This window comes from Candidatus Microbacterium colombiense (assembly GCA_029203165.1).
GTDB lineage: Bacteria > Actinomycetota > Actinomycetes > Actinomycetales > Microbacteriaceae > Microbacterium > Microbacterium colombiense.
The window spans coordinates 2936535-2952715 of record CP119308.1; the positions used below are offsets into that span (position 1 = coordinate 2936535).

General features: G+C 68.3%; 16 protein-coding genes, 1 tRNA gene, 3 pseudogenes and 1 riboswitch. Of the genes and pseudogenes, 14 read left to right on the plus strand and 6 right to left on the minus strand.

Annotated features, from left to right (window positions below; all coding sequences use genetic code 11):
• Nucleotides 1–161: 161 nt before the first annotated feature.
• From P0Y60_14185 to P0Y60_14200, 4 genes are all read left to right on the plus strand, one after another.
• Nucleotides 162–674, plus strand: coding sequence for a methylated-DNA--[protein]-cysteine S-methyltransferase (locus P0Y60_14185; protein WEK60449.1), 513 nt, complete (start codon nucleotides 162–164; stop codon nucleotides 672–674).
• A 124-nt stretch (nucleotides 675–798) separates the two neighbouring features.
• Nucleotides 799–1653, plus strand: coding sequence for a LuxR C-terminal-related transcriptional regulator (locus P0Y60_14190; GenBank protein ID WEK60450.1), 855 nt, complete (start codon nucleotides 799–801; stop codon nucleotides 1651–1653).
• 83 nt (nucleotides 1654–1736) lie between these two features.
• Nucleotides 1737–1803, plus strand: a riboswitch (guanidine-III (ykkC-III) riboswitch).
• A 10-nt stretch (nucleotides 1804–1813) separates the two neighbouring features.
• A complete protein-coding gene (locus P0Y60_14195) occupies nucleotides 1814–2140 on the plus strand; it encodes a multidrug efflux SMR transporter (protein WEK60451.1) in 327 nt (108 codons plus the stop codon).
• A gap of 59 nt (nucleotides 2141–2199) precedes the next feature.
• Complete coding sequence (locus P0Y60_14200) at nucleotides 2200–2544, plus strand: Lsr2 family protein (GenBank protein WEK60452.1); 345 nt, start codon at nucleotides 2200–2202, stop codon at nucleotides 2542–2544.
• A 48-nt stretch (nucleotides 2545–2592) separates the two neighbouring features.
• Here the strand turns inward: P0Y60_14200 and P0Y60_14205 are convergent, their stop codons facing one another.
• Nucleotides 2593–3228: a MarR family transcriptional regulator gene (locus tag P0Y60_14205; protein ID WEK60453.1), complete on the minus strand. Its 636-nt coding sequence runs from the start codon at nucleotides 3226–3228 to the stop codon at nucleotides 2593–2595.
• A 76-nt stretch (nucleotides 3229–3304) separates the two neighbouring features.
• Here P0Y60_14205 and idi point away from each other — a divergent pair, with 76 nt between their 5' ends.
• The 9 genes and pseudogenes from idi (at nucleotide 3305) to P0Y60_14250 (ending at nucleotide 11376) form a co-directional block, all read left to right on the plus strand.
• Nucleotides 3305–3826, plus strand: coding sequence for an isopentenyl-diphosphate Delta-isomerase (gene idi / locus P0Y60_14210; GenBank protein WEK60454.1), 522 nt, complete (start codon nucleotides 3305–3307; stop codon nucleotides 3824–3826).
• A gap of 11 nt (nucleotides 3827–3837) precedes the next feature.
• A complete protein-coding gene (locus tag P0Y60_14215) occupies nucleotides 3838–4911 on the plus strand; it encodes a polyprenyl synthetase family protein (protein WEK60455.1) in 1074 nt (357 codons plus the stop codon).
• Nucleotides 4908–5816, plus strand: coding sequence for a squalene/phytoene synthase family protein (locus P0Y60_14220; protein ID WEK60456.1), 909 nt, complete (start codon nucleotides 4908–4910; stop codon nucleotides 5814–5816). Before P0Y60_14215 ends, P0Y60_14220 begins: the two co-directional genes overlap by 4 nt.
• Entirely contained in the window at nucleotides 5813–7420 is a 1608-nt protein-coding gene (crtI, locus tag P0Y60_14225) for a phytoene desaturase family protein (GenBank protein WEK60457.1), read from the plus strand. The genes P0Y60_14220 and crtI overlap by 4 nt, the downstream gene beginning before the upstream one ends.
• Complete coding sequence (locus tag P0Y60_14230) at nucleotides 7420–7776, plus strand: lycopene cyclase domain-containing protein (protein WEK60458.1); 357 nt, start codon at nucleotides 7420–7422, stop codon at nucleotides 7774–7776. The genes crtI and P0Y60_14230 overlap by 1 nt, the downstream gene beginning before the upstream one ends.
• Nucleotides 7773–8114 carry a lycopene cyclase domain-containing protein gene (locus tag P0Y60_14235; GenBank protein ID WEK60459.1) on the plus strand — a complete coding sequence of 114 codons (342 nt, stop codon included), beginning with the start codon at nucleotides 7773–7775 and terminating at the stop codon, nucleotides 8112–8114. Before P0Y60_14230 ends, P0Y60_14235 begins: the two co-directional genes overlap by 4 nt.
• On the plus strand, nucleotides 8111–9001 hold the full coding sequence (locus P0Y60_14240; protein WEK60460.1) for a prenyltransferase: 891 nt from the start codon (nucleotides 8111–8113) through the stop codon (nucleotides 8999–9001). The genes P0Y60_14235 and P0Y60_14240 overlap by 4 nt, the downstream gene beginning before the upstream one ends.
• Before the next feature lie 32 nt (nucleotides 9002–9033).
• Nucleotides 9034–11221: pseudogene (locus P0Y60_14245) on the plus strand (MMPL family transporter).
• A gap of 82 nt (nucleotides 11222–11303) precedes the next feature.
• Nucleotides 11304–11376 (plus strand) — tRNA-Arg (locus tag P0Y60_14250).
• A 53-nt stretch (nucleotides 11377–11429) separates the two neighbouring features.
• Here the strand turns inward: P0Y60_14250 and P0Y60_14255 are convergent.
• The 3 genes and pseudogenes from P0Y60_14255 to P0Y60_14265 form a co-directional block, all read right to left on the minus strand.
• Nucleotides 11430–11927, minus strand: coding sequence for an HNH endonuclease (locus P0Y60_14255; protein WEK60461.1), 498 nt, complete (start codon nucleotides 11925–11927; stop codon nucleotides 11430–11432).
• A gap of 309 nt (nucleotides 11928–12236) precedes the next feature.
• Entirely contained in the window at nucleotides 12237–12953 is a 717-nt protein-coding gene (locus P0Y60_14260) for a M23 family metallopeptidase (protein WEK60462.1), read from the minus strand.
• A 351-nt stretch (nucleotides 12954–13304) separates the two neighbouring features.
• Nucleotides 13305–14006, minus strand: a pseudogene (locus tag P0Y60_14265) (iron dependent repressor, metal binding and dimerization domain protein).
• A gap of 105 nt (nucleotides 14007–14111) precedes the next feature.
• On the opposite strand from P0Y60_14265, the pseudogene serC reads away from it, so the two are divergent.
• A pseudogene (gene serC, locus P0Y60_14270) lies at nucleotides 14112–15219 on the plus strand (phosphoserine transaminase).
• A gap of 10 nt (nucleotides 15220–15229) precedes the next feature.
• Here the strand turns inward: serC and P0Y60_14275 are convergent.
• On the minus strand, nucleotides 15230–15817 hold the full coding sequence (locus P0Y60_14275; GenBank protein WEK60463.1) for a DUF3027 domain-containing protein: 588 nt from the start codon (nucleotides 15815–15817) through the stop codon (nucleotides 15230–15232).
• A complete protein-coding gene (locus tag P0Y60_14280; GenBank protein WEK60464.1) occupies nucleotides 15801–16181 on the minus strand; it encodes a cold shock domain-containing protein in 381 nt (126 codons plus the stop codon). The genes P0Y60_14275 and P0Y60_14280 overlap by 17 nt, the downstream gene beginning before the upstream one ends.

The window sequence follows — 16181 nt, forward strand, 5'->3', positions numbered from 1 at the left end:
GCGTGAAGCCGGGATGCCAGGTATCTCGGGCGGGTTTCACCGTATTACTGCCCTCGAACGGGCTGAGCACTCCCCCTGCACGGCCGATGTGTCGTCTCGATTCTCCCCAGGAATCGGCAGACCCGGCGTCCGGTCCCGCCCGCACCGGTCACTATGGTCACATGACGTTCCGATACGACTTCGCTCCGACGCCGTTCGGCGACGCGCTCGCGGTGTTCTCCGATGAGGGAATCGTCCGCTTCGACCTCTCCGAATCCGAGGATCCCTCCGTCCCGTGGCTTCTCGAAGCCGCCGCCCGCGATCTCGGCGGCATTCCCGATCCCGATCCCGGCGCCGCCTCGGAGTTGACGCCACTCCTCGCGGAGTACTTCGACGGTGAGCCCGTGCGCTTCCACGACCATCTGAGGTTGGACTGGCGATTGGCGAGCGGGTTCTCGCTGGAGGCCCTCCGGGCGATCTGTGAGATCGAGTGGGGCGAGACGATGAGCTACGGCGAGGTCGCGGTGGTCGCCGGGCGTCCCGGTGCCGCGCGGGCCGTGGGCCGGGCCTGTCGACTGACCCCCTTCTCGATCATCGTGCCCGTGCATCGCGTCGTACGCGCGGACGGCTCCCCCGGTCAGTACGGCGCATACCCCGAGCGCAAACGGTTCCTGCTGGATCTCGAGACGCGCTGACACCGCGCTGTTCCGCAGGACGACGGGGATCCCGGCGAGTAGGCCGCCGGGATCCCCGCACCCCCGGTGGTAGTGTCGACGCTACGAAAAGGGGCACGACGCTGTCTCCCGAGGGTAGGAAGTCATGAGCTCAACCGCGGCCGAGGAGTCCGAGACGGAGCTCGTCGCCAACGCGGTGCGCGAGCTTGCCCGACGCACCCGGTTCCCCGTCGCGTTCGGCGGTCTCATCGACGAGGGCGTCGTGAACGTGACGAGCATCGTCGGCAACCGCACGCACAGCCTGGACGGGTTGAAAGTGCGCCCGGAACGCGGACTCGGCGGACGGGCGATGATGGAGCTCCGTCCGCGCATGACGAGCGATTACGGATCGTCGCGCCAGATCACCCACGACTACGACGTGTTCGTGCTCGGCGAAGGCCTGCGCACGCTGCTCGCACTTCCGATCGTCGTGAGCGGACGCTCCCGCGGCGTGCTGTACGCCGGCGCGTGGGACGAGGAGCCTGTCGGCGGCATCACGACGGCACCGGCCATGCAGGTGGCGCAGTCGGTCGCCGACGAACTACGGATCCGGGACGAGGTCGAGCGGCGCCTGCGCGCGGCGTCCGGAGAAGACGCCGTCGCCGTCCCGCAGCGCGAGCAGTTGCGCGAGAGCTTCGCAGAACTGCGCAGCATCGCCGCCAGTGTCGACGATGACGTGCTGCGGGGCCGGATCGCCCAGGTCGAGCGGCGGCTGGCGGTGCTGGCCGGAGATGCACTACCCGCCACCACCGGCCCCATCCCGACCGTGCGTCTGTCGCCACGCGAGACCGATGTGCTCGCCTGCGCCGCGCTCGGCGCCACGAACGCGGAGATCGCGCGACGCCTCGGTCTGCGTGAGAGCACCGTGAAGGCCTATATCGGCACGGCGATGTCGAAGCTGGATGCCTCGACGCGTCACGCGGCCGTGGTCCGCGCCCGTCGCGCCGGCCTCCTCCCCTGAACGCCGACTCCCGGAACCCCACCTCCACCGGATCCCCTGAGCACCGTGCACAGCGCCTGCCCAGCGCTGTTCGCTAGTGTGGAGCCAGCCGGTGAACACCGGCTCCGGACGAGGCAGACCAGTACCCGGTGAGCGAAAAGACTGGTCCGAAAGGACCGTCATGTCGTGGATCATCTTGATCGCATCCGGAATCCTCGAGGCCGTATGGGCGACCGCTCTCGGCAAATCCGAGGGACTCACAAAGCTCTGGCCGAGCGTGATCTTCTTCGTCGGGTTGGCGATATCGATGTTCGGGCTGGCTTTCGCGATGCGCGAGATCGCCACCGGAACCGCCTATGCGGTGTGGGTCGGTATCGGCGCCTCGCTGACCGTGGCGTGGGCGATGATCACCGGAGACACAGAGATCTCCTGGCTGCGCATTCTCCTCCTTCTGGGGCTCGTCGGCTGCATTGTCGGTCTGAAACTGATCGACCCCGGACACGAATAGGCAACACCCGCGCATTCCGCCGCTTGTCGCATTTCCCACACCCGAGTAGGGTGAATTCCATGGCGAGACGAATTGTGCATCAGCTGGTCGACGATATCGACGGCAGTGTCCTGGAAGTCGGTGAAGGCGAGACGGTTCATTTCTCGTTGAACGGGGCTTCCTACGAGATCGACCTGAACAGTGCTCACGCGGCGGAACTGCGTGAGGCTTTCGAGCCGTACATCTCCGCCGGCCGCAGGGCCGGCTCCTCCGGAGCCTCGCGCTCCACGCCCTCTCGGAAGCGTCCGGGACGCAACCCCGAGGTCGCGGCGATCCGCGCATGGGCGAACGAGAATGGTCACAAGCTCTCAGAGCGCGGTCGCATTCCGGCTCAGGTCGTGGACGCGTACAACGCGGCCCACTGACAATCGAACTGACGAATCACGGGGAATAGGCGCGTCCGACCGGAGCGCCTATTCCTCGATTATTTTGGCCCAGGGCTCATCCCGCAGAGTGATCTCACTCGTCATATCGGTGAGGAATCGGATCACGACCTCACGTTCTTCCCTCGATAGACGCGCGGCCGCATAGAATCTCTTCGCCTGCTGCCGCCCCACCGTCTCCATCGCCGCGTGCCGTGTCTCCGCGGAAATGGTGATCGCAAGAGCACGCCGATCACTCGGGTGCGGAGCGCGATGGATATGCGCACTCTTCTCGAGACGGTCGAGGAGTTTGGTCGTCGCCGCCGTCGAGATTCCCAGGTGCTGCGCGATCCCTCCGGGGGTCGCGATCGCATCGCGATTCGCGCACACGATCAGATAGTGCAGCGCACGCATATCGGTGTCGTTGAGCTGCATGTATCGACGAGAGGCCAGCGAGAGCCTCTGCTCCGCGTCGCGCAGGTCACCGATCGCGCCCATGAGCACGGCGATCTGTCGGAGATCCTCGGGAGGTACGCCCGCGCGATCGATCAAGGTGCTGCGGGGATCGCTGGCATCGACGTCGTAGATCGCGGAATGACTCAGTCCGTCCGGGCCGGGCTCGCTGGTGCTCGTCATCGGCTCTCCCGTCGCACCCGGTGCCGGGGTGGTGCGGGACTGGATCTCCATGCGATCATGTTACACATCTAAGGCTTCATGCTAAGTTGATTACTTACTTAGTTAGGCAAATGGAGGAGAGGACGCCATGGACGATGTGACCCTCCTCGCGGAGGACGGGACCGCGGTCGGCGTGCTGCCGAAGCACGAGGTGCACACCCGCGAGACCCCTCTGCATCTGGCCTTCTCGTGCCACATCCGTGATCGCCACGGCCGCCTCTTGGTTACCCGGCGGGCGTTGAGCAAGCAGACCTGGCCGGGGGTATGGACGAACAGCTTCTGCGGCCACCCGCGCCCGGGAGAGGACATGCTCGCTGCCGTCGCGCGCCGAGCAGAAGAGGAACTCGGCGCCGCACTCGTGGGAATCCGTCTCGTGCTGCCCGACTTCCGCTACCGGGCGATCGATGCGAGCGGCATCGTCGAGAACGAGATCTGCCCCGTGCACGTCGCCGAGATCGATGGCGATCTCGACGTGAATCCGGACGAGGTCGCAGAGTGGGCCTGGGTCGATCCTGACGACCTCTTCACGGCGGCCCGCGCGGCTCCGTTCGCGTTCAGCCCGTGGATCCGCGAACAGTTGCCGCAGCTGCGCGAGCTCGGTGAGGTCTGACGATGGCTGCCATGGCGACCGAGGAAGATCTCGGCACGCGCATCGAGGAAGCACTCCGCCAGCGGTTCGCGGAACGGGGTGCGGCTGCAGAGGCGTACGGGCCCGAGTTCACCTCGTTGTGGCACACGGCAGCAGACCATGCGCTGGGCGGAAAGCTGATCCGTCCCCGTCTTCTGCTCGACTTCCGACTCGCCCTCGCCCCTGCGGGTCTCACGGCGTCGGAGGCGGAGCGCGCGGTCGACGTGGCGGCGCATGTGGAGCTGCTCCACTACGCGTTCCTCCTTCATGACGACGTGATCGACGGCGATCTGATCCGACGACGTCGACCGAACCTCATCGGCGATCTCGCCGACCGTCGCCCGGGTCTGCCGGATGATGCGGAACTGCACTGGGCCCGCTCCAGTGCGATCCTGATGGGCGACCTGCTGCTCGCTGCCGCCGTGCTCGGTTTCGCCCGTGCCGATGTCGCACCCGAGACCAGGGAGCGCCTCCTGGCGATGATGGAGCAGACGATCCTCGAGACCGTCGCCGGCGAGCACACCGACGTCGGTCTGAGCGACGGCATCATCCCGCCCGACCTGCGGACCATCCTGTCGATGAGCGCCTACAAGACGGCGACCTACTCCTTCGTCCTCCCCCTGCGCGCGGCGGCCGTGCTCGCCGGCGCCCCCACGCAGGCCGAAGAGCAGCTGGCGGCGATCGGCCGGCACCTCGGACTCGCCTACCAGTTGCAGGATGACCTGCTCTCGGTGTTCGGCGACGCACAGGAGCATGGGAAGGATGCCTACTCCGATCTGCGTGAGGGCAAGGAGACGGCGATCATCGCGTACGCCCGCATGACCGGGCACTGGCCCAGCATCGAGCTGCACTTCGGGTCGGCCGAACTGAGCGTGCAGCAGTGCGCCGACATCCGCGACCGCCTGAGCGAGAGCGGCGCCGAGCAGTTCGCCCGCAGCCTGGTCGAGGAGCAACTCGGAGCGGTCTCGACCGTGCTCGGGGAGGCGGAGGCGGCCGGCACGATCTCCCCCGCTGCCGGCCGGACCATCCTCGAACTGGCCTCGCGCATCGAGAGCCGGCGCGCATGACCGGGATTCCCGCGAGTCCGCACGACGGCGGTGCACTCGACCGTTTCACCCGCACCGCCGAGATCGCGACAACCGATGTCATCCGCACCTACTCGACCTCCTTCGGCATCGCGACACGACTGCTGGGACGCCGCCATCGCCAGCACGTGCGCAACATCTACGCGATGGTGCGCATCGCCGACGAGATCGTCGACGGCGTGGCTGCGGAGGCAGGACTGGATTCCGCCGGGCAGAGCGATGCGCTGGCGTCGTATGTCGCCGAGACGCATCGCTCGATGCGCTCCGGGTACAGCAGCGACCTGATCCTGCACGCCTTCGCCCGCACGGCCCGGGAATGCGGCATCGGCGAAGATCTGACCGGACCGTTCTTCGACTCGATGCGCGCCGACATCCCGAGTGCCACGGCCTTCACCGCCTATGACGCGGACGCCCATGCGCGCTATGTGTACGGCTCTGCCGAGGTCGTCGGTCTGATGTGCACCCGGGTCTTCCTCCGCGGTGCCGAACGGTCGGCCGAGGAAGAGGCGATCATTGACCGGGGAGCCAGGCAGCTCGGCGCCGCCTTCCAGAACGTCAATTTCCTGCGCGACCTCGCAGACGACACCGATCGACTGCATCGCGGGTACCTGGGCGGGGCGGAGCGCCTCACCACGGCCGACCGCGACGCCTGGGTCTCGACGGTGCGCGAGCAGCTCGACGACGCCCGCCGCGCGATCCCGCTCCTGCCGAAGGATTCCCGGGCCGCGGTCCGCAGCGCTCTCGCCCTGTTCGCCGCGCTGACGCAACGGGTGGCGAAGACCCCCGTCGACGTGCTCTATCGCCGGCGCGTGCGTGTCGCCGATCCCGTGAAAGCGCTGCTCGCGGCCCGGGCGGTCCTCGTGACAGCGGTGGAGCGCGACCGATGAGCCGCGTCGTGGTGATCGGGGCGGGCGTGGCCGGCCTGGCCGTCGCCGGCCTCCTCGCACGCGACGGGCACGAGGTGACCGTCCTGGAGAAGAACGATCGCGTCGGCGGACGCGCCGGAACGGTCGAGCGTGACGGCTTCCGTTTCGACTCCGGCCCGTCGTGGTACCTGATGCCCGAGGTCTTCGAGCACTTCTTCACGATGATGGGCACCACGGTCGACGAGCAGCTGGATCTGACGCGCCTCGACCCCGCCTATCGGATCTTCCGCGAGCCGCAGGCGTCGGGCGGCCTCGTCCCTCCCGTCACCGTGCCCGCCGGACGGGAGCGCGTCGCCGAGCTGTTCGAGGAGCTCGAACAGGGATCGGCTCCCGCCCTCGCCGCGTATCTCGACTCGGCGCGCGATGCGAGCGCGATGGCAGAGCGGTACTTCCTCTACAACCCGTTCACTCGCATCCGCTCACTGCTCGCGCCCGAGGTGCTGCGCGCACTTCCCCGTCTGTTCTCCCTGCTCGGCACCCGACTGCAGGCGTTCGCGGCGCGACGGTTCCGGAATCCGGTGATCCGGCAGATCCTCGGCTACCCCGCTGTGTTCCTGGGCACCGATCCGCGCCGCGCGCCGGCCATGTACCACCTCATGAGCGCGCTGGATCTGGACCAGGGCGTCAGCTACCCGCAAGGTGGATTCTGGCGAGTCGTCGAGCGGATCGAGCACCTCGCGTCCGAGGCCGGCGCCGTTATCGTCACCGGCGCCGAGGTCACCGGCATCCGCACGGAGGATGCCGAGGGCGGCACGCACGTGACCGGCGTCGGATGGCGTGACGCCGATGGCACCTCGCGCCTCGAGCACGCCGACATCGTCGTGTCCGCTGCCGACCTGCACCACACGGAGACCGTGCTGCTTCCGCCGTCGCTGCAGACCTACCCGGAGTCGTGGTGGAAGCGACGCACGAGCGGCCCCGGGGGCATCCTCGTCATGCTGGGGGTGCGCGGGGCACTCTCCCAGCTGCCGCACCATTCGCTGTTCTTCGCGGATGACTGGGATGCGAACTTCGACGCCATCTTCGGCGACGATCCCGCGATCCCCTCCCCCGCATCGACGTACGTCTGCCGCCCGAGCGCCACCGATCCGACGGTGGCCCCGGCAGGGCATGAGAACCTCTTCATCCTGGTCCCCGTGCCGGCCGACGTCGCGCTCGGCCACGGCGGCGCGGACGGCACAGGCTCCCCCGCCGTGGAGCGCGCGGCGGACGCCGCGATCGACCTCGTCGCGCGGTGGGCCGACATCCCCGACCTCCGCGACCGCATCGTGGTCCGCGACACGACGGGTCCCGCCGACTTCCGCGACGACTACCACTCCTGGCGCGGCGGGATGCTCGGACCCGCGCACATCCTCTCGCAGAGCGCGTTGTTCCGCGCACAGAACGCGTCGCGCCAGGTCGGTGGCCTGTTCTACGCCGGCGGTACCACCGCACCGGGCGTCGGTGTGCCGATGTGCCTCATCAGTGCGGAGATCGTGCTCAAGCGCATCCGTGGCGACGAGACGGGCGGGCCGCTTCCCGAACCCGCGGCCGTCTCGAAAGCCGCGCAGCGGGAGTCCGACTGATGGGCGTGCTGTATCTGGCCGCCCTGATGCTGGCCCTCGGGTGCATGCTCCTGCTGGACTGGCGGTTCCGTCTGTTCTTCTGGCGCGATCCGCTCGCCGCCGTCATCGTCACGGCGGTGGGTCTCGCCTTCTTCCTCGTGTGGGATGTCGCGGGGATCGCCGCCGGCATCTTCTTCCGGGGTGACGCGACGATCGCGACCGGCATCCTCCTGGCGCCGGAGCTGCCACTGGAGGAACCTGTCTTCCTGCTCTTCCTGGTCGTGTGCACCATGGTCGTCTACACGGGTGCGGCGAAGATCCTCCGGTCGCTCCGCCAGCGCTCCCACGCCGCAGCGGTGGAGGAGGCACGGCGATGACCTACCTGCAGCTCGCCGCGTGGTTCCTCGGCGCCGCGGCCCTCGTGAGCATCGTGCTGATCCTGCTCGCTCACCCCCGCGGTCCCCGTCCGACGGCGATCGCGCTCACGGTGCTGGTGCTGTTCCTGCTCACGGCGACGTTCGACACGATCATGATCGCGAGCGGCCTCTTCCACTACTCCGGCCGGCACCTGCTCGACGTCCACATCGGCCTCGCTCCGATCGAGGACTTCGCCTACCCGCTCGCCGGCGCCGTGCTGCTTCCGAGCCTGTGGGCGCTGCTGCGCACGCGGCGCGGCGCCGCGGTGCAGCTTCTCCCCCACCGGGAGGACGAATGAGCGCGCCCGCAGCGACACCGTCGATCCTTCGCGATCTCGCGCAGATCCTGCTCTCCTCCCGTCCGATCAGCTGGATCAACACCGCCTTCCCCTTCGCCGCCGCCTACCTGCTGAGCGCGCGCGAGGTCGATGCGACGCTCATCATCGGCACCCTGTACTTCCTGGTGCCGTACAACCTGGCGATGTACGGCATCAACGACGTGTTCGACTACGCCTCCGATCTGGCGAACCCACGCAAGGGCGGGATCGAAGGCGCGCTCCTGGCTCCGCGCATGCACCGCCCGACGCTGTGGGCCGCAGCGGTCACGAACATCCCGTTCCTGATCTATCTCGTGGTGGTCGGCAACCCCGCGTCGTGGATCTGGCTCGCGGTGAGCGTGTTCGCCGTGATCGCGTACTCCGCTCCCGGGCTCCGCTTCAAGGAGCGTCCGTTCCTCGACTCGATCACCTCGAGCACGCACTTCGTCAGCCCCGCCATCGTCGGTCTCGCTCTCGCCGGCGCCGACCTCACGATCGGCGGCGTGATCGTCTTCGTGGCGTTCTTCCTGTGGGGCACGGCCGCCCATGCCTTCGGAGCCGTGCAGGACATCGGCCCCGACCGGGAGGGCGGCATCTCCTCGGTCGCCACCGTGATCGGAGCCAGGGCCACGGTGCGCCTGTCGGTGGCCCTGTGGTTCATCGCGGGCGCCGGGATGCTGCTGACACCCTGGCCCGGCCCCCTCGCCGCCGTGCTGGCCCTTCCCTACCTGATCAACGCGCTCCCCTGGTGGAACGTCACCGACGAGGGGTCGGCTGCGACCAATCGCTCCTGGCGACGCTTCATCGCCCTCAACTACATCGCGGGCTTCCTCGCGACCATGATCCTCATCCTCGCCTGGGTCTCCTGACCCCCGCGCACCCCTTCCGGAAGGAACCCCCGATGTCCCGCCCCACAGACGCGCCCACTCCGACGACGCGAGAACGCTCGCGCCGCCACTCCTGGGTGCGGGTGCTCATCCCCGTCGCGCTGATCCTGGTGTGGCTGGTGGGCGCGTCCCTCGGCGGCCCGCTGTTCGGCAAGGTCGACGAGGTCTCCTCCAACGATCAGACGAGCTACCTGCCGGAGTCGGCCGACGCGACGCAGGTGCAGAAGCTGCTCGGCGAGTTCAACGACAGCGAATCCATCCCCGCCATCGCCCTCTTCACCTCTGACGAGAAGCTGACCGACGCTGAGTTCGACGCGATCTCGGATGCCGTGGCTGATGCGCCGTCCGTTGAAGGAGTGAGCGACGACGTCTCTCCGGCGCTCCCCTCCGATGACGGCAAAGCGGTGCAGGCGTTCATCCCGATCCAGAGCGACGCGGAACTCGCCGATGCCACCACAGCGCTGGGCGAGGAGTTGCGGGCAGCGGTACCCGACAACGTCTCGGTCTACATCACGGGACCGGCGGGCTTCAGCGCCGATCTCGTGGCCGGCTTCTCCGGTATCGACGGGCTCCTCCTCGGCGTCGCGCTCCTGGCCGTGCTCGTGATCCTCGTCCTCGTCTATCGGTCGTTCCTGCTGCCGCTCGTCGTGCTCTCGACCAGCCTTTTCGCGCTGTGCGTCGCCCTGCTCGTGGTGTGGTGGCTTGCGAAGTTCGAGGTGCTGCTGCTGAGCGGTCAGACCCAGGGCATCCTGTTCATCCTCGTGATCGGTGCCGCGACCGACTACGCACTGCTGTTCGTCGCCCGCTTCCGCGAGGAGCTCCGTGTGGCCCACGACAAGGGCACCGCCGTGCTCGCCGCGTGGAAGGGCTCGTTCGAGCCGATCGTCGCGTCCGGTGGCACCGTGATCGCGGGACTCCTGTGCCTGCTGCTCAGCGACCTCAAGTCGAACAGCACGCTCGGTCCGGTTGCCGCGATCGGCATCGTCTTCGCGATGCTGGCCGCGCTCACCCTGCTTCCCGCCCTGCTGCTGCTCTTCGGCCGTGCCGTGTTCTGGCCGCGGCGCCCGCGCTTCGAGCCCGAGGTCGTCGCGGAAGAGCACGGTATGCGCACCACAGGCCTGTGGGCGCGGCTGGCCGGCCTCATCAAGCGCCGCCCGCGCGTGATCTGGGTCGTCACCACACTCGTGCTGCTGGTCGGTGCCGCGGGGCTCACACAGCTCGACGCGACGGGCGTGCCCCAGTCCGATCTCGTCCTCGGCGCGTCCGAAGCCCGTGACGGGCAGGTCGCACTCGGCGAGCACTTCCCCGGCGGTTCCGGAAGCCCCGTGTACGTGGTCGTGACAGGAAGGGTCTCTCCAGGACGCCGCCGACGTGCTGCTCGCGAACGACGGAGTCGACGGAGTATCGGTGACCGCTGCCGACTCCCCCAGTGGCAGTGCCCCGGTCACCGCCGACGGCATCTCCGCCGTCGGCGCACCCGGCACACCCGCTCCCGCCCCCACGGTCGTCGACGGCGACGTGCTCCTGCAGGGCACTCTCACCGACGCCGCCGACTCGAACGCCGCGGCATCCACCGTGCGTGACCTGCGCACCGAGCTCGACGGAGTGGACGCGCTCGTCGGGGGTGTCACCGCGACGGCCATCGACACGAACGATGCATCGATCCACGACCGGAACCTCATCATCCCGGTGATCCTCGTGGTGATCATGTTCATCCTGATGCTGCTGCTGCGTTCGATCCTGGCTCCGGTGCTGCTGATCCTCACCACGGTGCTGTCGTTCGGCACGGCGCTGGGCGTCTCGGCGCTGGTCTTCAACGGCATCTTCGACTTCCCCGGCGCCGACCCGGCCGTCCCGCTCTACGGGTTCGTGTTCCTCGTGGCGCTCGGGATCGACTACAACATCTTCCTGATGACGCGGGTGCGCGAGGAGTCGATCGCAGCACGGCACCGCGAGGGCGTGCTGCGCGGGCTGTCGATCACGGGCGGCGTGATCACCTCGGCCGGGCTCGTGCTCGCGGCGACCTTCGCGGCGCTGTCGGTGATCCCGATCCTGTTCCTCGTGCAGCTGGCGTTCATCGTGGCGTTCGGCGTGCTGCTCGACACGTTCATCGTGCGGTCGCTTCTGGTGCCCGCCCTCACCTACGACATCGGCAAAGCGATCTGGTGGCCGTCGAAGCTCTGGCGGCGCGGGCAGGACTGAGCCTCAGCCAGGGAGCTCGGCTACGCTCTAGCCGCCGAGGACTCCGCTGCGAGCCACGCCGTCATTTAGACTGGAGCGGCAGGCCCTCGTAGCTCAGGGGATAGAGCAGCCCTCTCCTAAAGGGCAGGTCGCAGGTTCGAATCCTGTCGCGGGCACGATCGACGAAGGGGCCACCGTGAGGTGGCCCCTTCGTCGTCCCCGGTCGCGGCTACGCGGCCAGTTCCAGGTAGGGTTCCCAGCGCGGATCGCTGCGCTCGGTGCCCCGCACCGTCCACGCCGTGCCGTGCGGCGGACGCGGCGTGAACCGCAACTCCCACCGCATCTCCTGAGGCGTCCGGTCGCTCTTGACGTTGTTGCACCGCAGGCAGCAGGCGACCAGGTTCTCCCACGAATCGGCCCCACCTCGGGAGCGGGGAAGGATGTGATCGATCGTGGATGCCGCCTTGCCGCAGTATCCGCACCGGTGGTTGTCGCGGCGCAGCACCCCACGACGCGTCACCGGGATGCGGCGGGCATTCGGCACGCGCACGTAGCGGGAGAGCACGATGACCGCGGGTCTGTCGTACACGCCATGACTGCCCCAGACCGGGTCGTCTTCGACGCGCTCGATCACCGTCGCCTTGTCGTTCATCACGAGAACGATGGCTCTCTTGAAAGACACGATCGCGAGCGGCTCGTATCCGGCGTTCAGGACTAGTGTGCGCATTCGGCATCCTCTCGATCCGCCGGGACGGCTTCCCGGCACTCTCGAATCACGAGGTCGCGCAGATGGCAGAGCGTTCGCAGAGACCAGAAAAGGCGCCGTCTAGAGACAGCGCCTTTCGCACACGGCAGTACCGTGCAGTCCCTGCGGGCGATGCAGAAGGACGTGACGACCGAGTCCATCCATGGTTCGGATGCTCGGTATTCGCGTCATCAGCCTCTCCCGTCTGTGCGACAACGGGATCAGGCTAACCCATCCGCCTGAGAGGAGGCGAAACGCCGGGTGAACGCTCGGGGCGTGTCCTGGTTCGGATCAGCCGGCGTTGGCGGCGAGCCACGAGTACGGCTCGACGAGACCGCTGTTGATCCAGACCTCGAAGTGGAGGTGGTTCGCGGTGGAGCGGCCCGTGCTGCCGACGTAGCCGATGAGCTGTCCTGCAGCCACCGTCTGACCGGCCTGCACCTGGCGCGAGCCGTAGGTCATGTGGCCGTAAGTGGTCTGCACGCGCTGGCCGCCCACGACGCTGTCGATCATGACGCACACGCCATAGCCGCCGATGCTCTCGGCAGATGCACGGACGACGCCGGCCGCCGCCGCATAGATCGGGGTGCCCTGCGGCGCGAGCATGTCGGCGCCGTTGTGGCCGCCGCCGATCGTGCGACCCTGCGTGTACGAGCCGCCGGGGAGCGGGTAGCGCACCTCGCCCGAACCGGGCGAGACGAGCGCGTAGCCCGCGGTGTTGAAGTTCATGGACGCGGCAGAGGACTTCGCTGCTGCCGCCGCACGAGCAGCCGCGGCTGCTTCAGCCTTCTTCTTCGCGATCTCCTCCGGCGTCGTCGCCGAGAAGGTTCCGCGCGCGAGCGGTGCCGCGGTCGCCTGCGAGGCGACGACGAGAGACTGCGCATCGACCGCGGCGAGCTGCTGGACCGTCGCGGTCGCGGCCTCGGCGGGCTTGTTGGCGGCGTAGGCGGGGAGGGCGATACCGGCGACCAACGCGCCGACAGCACCGAAGATCGCGATCGAACGCAACGGCTTCAGGGTCTTTCGAGAGCTCCCTGCAGCGCCGGTGCGGCGTGCGGGTACTCGATCTTCAGATTTCTTCGCGGGCGGTTCGATGTCTGCGACCAAAACGATTGTCCTCCTGCGCCTGCGCGCTTCGGGTAGCGCTGACTCGTCGGCACTCTGTTTCTCGTGGCACGAATGTAGCTCGGGTACGTTGTGCGTTCATACCGTGAAGACGACGAGCCAGAAAGGCGATCTTCGCGGTCTGCCGCCAGCGGGCTTCTTCGCTGACGACCTGACCGAGGTTACCGGAAGATAACGATCATGTCACCCCGGGAACCTGGCAATCCTCACAACGGGCGACGATCCCCCCTGTGCTCAGGCCGGGTCGCCGACGAGGAAGATGTGCGACGCGAGCTCCACCGGAAGCTCCAGTCCGTCGTCCTTGCCGTCCATCTGGATCAGCACGTAGCCCTCGTTGAAGCGGAAGTCGCCGTGCGCGCCCGGCATCACGCCGGCGTCGCGGAGCTGCTCGAGCAACTCGGGGTCGACCTGCGCCGGCTCGGCGAGGCGACGCACGGTGCCGTCGATCGGCTCTCCGGCCAGATTCAGCTTCTGCACCAGGCCGATGACGCCTTCGTCGAAGGTGCGCGCGGGCAGATCGCCGAGCTGGTCGAGTCCCGGGATCGGGTTGCCGTACGGCGACTCGGTCGGGTGTCCGAGCAGCTCGACGAGGCGTCGCTCCACCTGCTCGCTCATCACGTGCTCCCAGCGGCAGGCCTCTTCGTGCACGAACGCCCAGTCGAGTCCGATGACATCGGAGAGCAGGCGCTCGGCGAGGCGGTGCTTGCGCATGACGTCGACCGCCTTGCGGCGACCGGCATCCGTCAGCTCGAGCGTGCGGTCGCTCCGAGACGACGACCAGGCCGTCGCGCTCCATGCGCCCACCGTCTGCGACACCGTCGGGCCGGAGTGCCCGAGGCGCTCCGAGATGCGCGCGCGCAGCGGCACGATGTTCTCCTCCTCGAGTTCGAGGATGGTGCGCAGATACATCTCCGTGGTGTCGATCAGATCGGTCATGTCAGGCCCTCCGAGGTTCTTAGGCAAGCCTACATTCCCGCGGACATCGGCCCTTCCGCGGCGTGATCGGACATGCGTCCGCGCCTCTAGAATCGCGCATGGCCGATCGAGATTCCCCGTGACCTCCTGCCCGTCGACGGCCGCTTCGGCTGCGGCCCGTCGAAGGTCCGCCCCGCGCAGCTCGATGCGCTCTCGCCTCCGGCGCCGCGATCCTGGGCACCTCCCACCGGCAGGCGCCGGTGAAGAACCTCGTCGGCAGCGTGCGCGACCGGTCTCGCGACGCTGTTCCGCCTCCCCGAGGGCTACGAGATCCTGCTCGGCAACGGCGGCTCGACCGCGTTCTGGGATGCCGCGGCCTTCGGCCTCATCGAGCAGCGCAGCCAGAACCTCGTGTTCGGCGAGTTCGGCGGCAAGTTCGCCGCCGCCGCTGCCGCCCCGTGGCTGGAGGCACCCGATGTGCGCAAGGCCGAGCCGGTTCGCGCTCGACCGGCCGAGCTCGTCGAGGGCGTCGACGTCTACGCCTGGCCGCACAACGAGACCTCCACCGGTGTCTCGGCGCCGATCGAGCGCGTCGTCGGCTGACGGGCGCCCTCACCGTGATCGACGCGACCAGCGCGGCCGGCGGGATCGACTTCGACGCGAGCCGAGGCGGACGTCTACTACTTCGCCCGCAGAAGAACCTCGGCTCCGACGGCGGCCTGTGGTTCGCCGCCGTCTCGCCCGCGGCGATCGAGCGCATCGAGCGCATCGCCGCATCCGAGCGGTACATCCCCGAGTTCCTGAGCCTGAAGAACGCGGTCGACAACTCGCGCTCAACCAGACGCTGAACACCCCCGCGCTGACGACGCTGCACCTGCTCGACAGCAGCTGCGCTGGATCCTCGACAACGGCGGTCTCGCTGGGCGCGATGCCCGCACCGCGCGAGTCCTCGTCGGTGCTCTACGACTGGGCCGAGGCCTCGCCGTCGCGACGCCCGTTCGTCACGGACGCCGCGCACCGCTCCCCCGTGGTCGTCACGATCGACTTCGACGACCGATCGACGCCGCCGCGATCGCCAAGACGCTGCGCGCCAACGGCGATCGTCGACACCGAGCCCTACCGCAAGCTCGGGCGCAACCAGCTGCGCGTCGCCACGTTCGTCTCGATCGAGCCGGACGACGTGCGCCAGCTCACGCGCTCACTCGACTACGTGTTGGAGAACCTCGGCGCCTGAGCGCCGGGGGTCACTCCTCCTCGTCGACCTCGTCGGCGTCGGCGTCGGCGTCGGCGTCCAGGTCGTCGTCCTCGGACGCGACGTCGAGCTCGTCGATGTCGACTCCGTCAAGATCGCCGGCGTGCAGGATGTCGGTCTCGTGATCGTCGTCGTCGAGATCGTCGTCCTCATCGAGGTCGTCCTCGTCGGCATCGTCATCGTCGTCGAGATCGTCGTCTGCGCCATCCTCCGCGACGACGTCCACTCCGGCCGCAGCCGCGGCCTGCTCGGCCAGTTCAGCCTGGTGCGAACGGTACTCCGCGAGGCGCTCGACCCACGGCACCCACTCGGGCGCCAGCAGCGCACCGTCGCCGGGCAGCAGCTCGACCTCGAGCACGGTCGGCTCCTCATCGTCCACACGGGCGACGGTGACCGTCCAGTACCACCCGGGGTAGCCCGGCAGGCGGTTCTGGAAGCGCAACGACACCGATCCGTCATCCTCGGGGAGGTACCCGGCGGCCGGTCCGATGGTCGCTGCCGGAGTGATCTCGCGCAGCGCCGCCAGCGCGAGATCATGCGCATCGATGAGACGCGCGTCGGCGTCAGGCTTCGAGGTCATCAGCGACCTTACGCAGGACGGCGGCGATCTTGCGACCGTGGCTGGACGAGGGGTAGCGACCGCGACGCAGGTCGCCGCCGATCCCGTCGAGGAGCTTCACGAGGTCTTCGACGATGATCGCCATGTCGTCCGCGGACTTCCGCTTCGCCTTGGCGAGGCTCGGCGGTGCCTCCAGAACGCGCACCGACAGGGCCTGGAGGCCGCGTTTGCCGTCGGCCACGCCGAACTCGACGCGGGCACCGGCCTTCATGGCTGTGCCTGCGGGCATGGCGGACGCATGCAGGAAGACATCCTGGCCGTCGTCGCTGGCGATGAAGCCGAAGCCCTTGTCTTCGTCGTAGAACCTGACCTTGCCGGTGGGCAT